Origin of the sequence: Pseudomonas sp. (genome assembly GCF_037994325.1) — a bacterium.
Classification (GTDB): Bacteria; Pseudomonadota; Gammaproteobacteria; order Pseudomonadales; family Pseudomonadaceae; genus Aquipseudomonas.
Genome location: NZ_JBBNAH010000075.1, coordinates 1 through 3,724 on the forward strand (window position 1 = coordinate 1; position 3,724 = coordinate 3,724).

General features: G+C 60.3%; 3 protein-coding genes. 2 read left to right on the forward strand and 1 reads right to left on the reverse strand.

What is annotated here, in order from left to right:
- The coding region (locus AAAB16_RS02470) for a glutathione S-transferase (RefSeq protein WP_340661908.1) at positions 1-361 on the reverse strand (361 nt) is incomplete at its 3' end.
- Positions 362-674: 313 nt separating this feature from the next.
- Between AAAB16_RS02470 and AAAB16_RS02475 the strand changes: the two genes are divergently transcribed.
- Together AAAB16_RS02475 and AAAB16_RS02480 are read left to right on the forward strand one after the other, a co-directional pair.
- On the forward strand, positions 675-3,122 hold the full coding sequence (locus AAAB16_RS02475; RefSeq protein ID WP_340661909.1) for an acyl-CoA dehydrogenase: 2,448 nt from the start codon (positions 675-677) through the stop codon (positions 3,120-3,122).
- Between the two features lie 81 nt (positions 3,123-3,203).
- Complete coding sequence (locus AAAB16_RS02480; RefSeq protein WP_340661910.1) at positions 3,204-3,614, forward strand: PA2817 family protein; 411 nt, start codon at positions 3,204-3,206, stop codon at positions 3,612-3,614.
- The last annotated feature ends 110 nt before the right edge of the window (positions 3,615-3,724 follow it).

Below are 3,724 nucleotides of genomic sequence, written 5' to 3' on the forward strand. Positions count from 1 at the left end.
GCTCGGGCGGCGTACGCAGCGTGCCCCAAAACACATCGCGAAACGGCGCAGCAAGGCTGGTGGTCCAGTCCATCCATTTATCCGCTTGGGCACGCTCACCGGGGTCTTTGGCATACAGCACGCCGTCTGCATATTTCGCCGCCAGGTAACGCACGATGGCGTTGGACTCCCAGAGCACCAAGCCGTCGTCTTCAATCACCGGTACCAAACCATTGGGGTTCATCGCACGGTAGTGCGGTTCGTTGACCAGACCAAACGCACCGCCAGCGTCATGCCGGATGTACGGCACGCCTACTTCTTCGGCGGCCCACAGCGCTTTACGCACGTTGGTGGAATTCTTCCGTCCCCAAATCGTCAGCATACGGTTGTTACCTTCTATGTCAGATATTTCGGTGTAGGCATCCTACCTGCCTAAGCCAAAGAAAACAGACGGGGAAATTGATGTTGGCTATCAAGGCGCTTTATAGATAGCGATTGTCGGCGCCGCCGCGCAGGTGTTTTCCGCGCTTCAGCAACCTTAGCAAACGCCACTGCGCGCTGACTGCTCAGTCACGCCATTCGCGGCTTTGCCGAGGGTTAACTAGTCCGAACTCAACTGCCAAGGGACGGTCACTATCCCAACTATGCTCGAACAGGCCCGCAGTTAAGTGGGGCTGTCACAAGGAGGACGTTGCATGCTGGCTGTCTGGTTAATCGTTCTGGTGGTAGGCGTGGCATTTCTTGCCCACCGCCGTATTTCCCCACTTCCCGCCATTGGCGTCGTGGCCGTGTATTTGCTGGCCATGGGCATTTGGAGCCACGCACCAGGCTGGTTGCTGGCCATCCTCTGGCTGGTGTTGATCGCCATCACCGTACCCTTGGTGCTACCGGAACTGCGCCGCAAGATTTTTACCGCGCCGCTGTTCTCTTGGTTCCAGAAAACCCTGCCGCCGATGTCGGAAACCGAGAAGGACGCCATCGAAGCCGGCACCGTGTGGTGGGACGGCGAGCTGTTTAGCGGCCGCCCGAACTGGGACACCCTGCTCGCCTACCCCAAGGCGCAGCTCACCGAAGAAGAGCAAGCCTTCCTCGACGGCCCGACTGAAGAACTCTGCGCCATGGTCACCGACTGGGATATTGGCCAGCGCATGGACCTACCCGAAGACGCCTGGCAGCACATTAAAGAACACGGTTTCTTTGCCCTGATCATCCCTAAGGAATACGGCGGCAAAGGCTTCTCGGCTTACGCCCACTCGCAAGTAGCGATGAAGCTGGCCACCCGCAGTGGCGACCTCGCCTCCACCGTGATGGTGCCGAACTCCCTCGGCCCGGCCGAATTGCTGCTGCATTACGGCACCGATGAACAGCGTCAGCACTATCTGCCGCGGTTAGCCCGTGGCGACGATATCCCGTGCTTCGCCCTGACTGGCCCGCTGGCTGGTTCGGACGCCGGCGCCATGCCCGACGTCGGCATCATCTGCAAAGGCCAATGGGAAGGTAAAGAAGTCATCGGCCTGCGCCTGACTTGGGAAAAGCGCTATATCACCCTCGGCCCCGTCGCCACCCTGCTCGGCTTGGCCTTTAAAGCCTACGACCCGGATCATCTGCTGGGCGAGGAAGAAGACCTGGGCATCAGCCTGGCGCTGATCCCAACCGAGACCCCTGGCGTGGAAATCGGCCGCCGTCATCTGCCGCTGGGCGCCGCGTTTATGAACGGCCCTAACTCCGGCAAAGACGTATTTGTGCCGCTGGACTTCCTTATCGGTGGTCAGCCCATGCTGGGCAAAGGCTGGATGATGCTGATGAACTGCCTGTCGGTCGGCCGATCCATCTCCCTGCCTGCTGTCGGCACCGGCGCGGCGAAATACACCAGCCTGGTCACCGGCCAGTACAGCCAAGTGCGCGAGCAATTCAATGTGCCGCTCTCGGCGTTTGAAGGCATTCAAGAAGCGCTGGCGCGTATCGGCGGGAATGCCTGGATGATGGACGCGGCGCGAATTCTCACCGCCAACGCCGTCGACCTCGGGGAAAAACCTTCGGTGCTCTCGGCCATCCTCAAATACCACCTCACCGAGCGTGGCCGCGAGTGCATCAGCCACGCCATGGATGTACACGGCGGCAAGGGCATCATCATGGGCCCGAACAACTACCTCGGCCGTTCGTGGCAAGGCGCACCGATCTTTATCACCGTGGAAGGCGCGAACATTCTGTCGCGTAACCTGATGATCTTCGGTCAGGGCGCCATTCGTTGCCACCCGTATGTGCTCAAGGAAATGGCCTTGGCCGGCCGTGAAGACCACGACCGCGCCCTGGTGGAGTTTGATGAATTGCTGATGCAACACATCGGCTTTGCCATCAGCAACGCCGCCAGCAGCTTGATCCTCAGCCTGACCTTCGGCCGCCTCGGCAAGGTGCCGGGCGACAGCTTTAGCCAACCGTACTTCCGCTCGCTTAATCGCCTGGCGGCCAGCTTCGCCATGCTGGCCGACTTCAGCATGATGTTGCTGGGCGGTGAGCTGAAACGCCGTGAACGCTTGTCGGCGCGCTTGGGTGATGTACTCAGCAACCTATACTTGGCCTCGGCGGCGCTTAAGCGCTACCACGACCTCGACTATCCCGAGTACCTGCGCCCGTCCGTAAGCTGGGCGCTGGAAGAGAGCCTGGGCAAAGCCGAACAAGCGCTGGCTGACCTGCTGGAAAACTTCCCCAACCGCTTCTTTGGTTGCGCCCTGAGCTTGCTGGTGTTCCCGTTTGGCCGTCGTCATAAAGGCCCATCAGACGCGCTAGATGCCGAGATCGCCGGCATTATCGGCCGCCCTGCCGGTGACCCGGCGTTGGAAGCCGTACTGGCTGGCTGCTACCGCCCGCAAGCGGCAGACGATGCCGTGGGTGCACTGCAACACGCGGTTAACCTGCTGGGCGCCAGTCATGAGCTGCAGAAGAAACTGCATAAGGCGGCGAAGGCCGGCCAATTGCAGCCTAAACCGGGTGAAAACCTGATCGACGCCGCTATTGCCGCTGGCGTGTTGCAAGCCGATGAAGCGCAGACCCTGCGTGATGCCGAGGCCGCGCGTCGTCGCGTAATCGACGTCGACGACTACGCCAAGGACGAGCTCACCCTGGAGGCTGGCAAAGTGCGCTAACGCACCTGCCAGACCGCAACACGACAACGGGCGCGAGGGCCTTTATACTTCGCGCCCGTTTTTGTTTCGGAGCAACTGCCCATGTCCAGCGCCTACCTCGACCACCATCTAACGCTGCTTACGCACCTGCGCAGCATTCTGGTCGCCCTGGGCGAAGCCGAGCAGGTTCCGGAAGAAAGCCATTACCTGTTTCTTGAGCGCTTCGACGAACTGCTCACCCTCCTCCCGCAAGAACCTGAACAAAGCCTGTACCTGGGCCAAGACCTGATGTGCCAAGTGATCCACCGCTACCCGCAAATCGCCCACTTGGTGCCGCGCGACCTGCTGTGGTTCTTTGGCGGCGACTGCCTGCACTTTATGCCAGACGAAGAAATCACCCTGTTCCAGGCCCTCGACGAGCGCCGCTTTGAAGCCGAACAAAACGACGAACCGTTTGACTGGGAGCGCGAAAAGCAGTTTCTCGCGATGCCGCAGCAAGGCAGCAAGCACTAACAAAACGCCCAACAAAAAGCCCGCTCGGTACGCCGATGCGGGCTTTTTGTTTTTCTGCAATAGGCATCGCTCGTAGGGACCGGCAAACCCTACGGCGCGGCGGTTTTTTT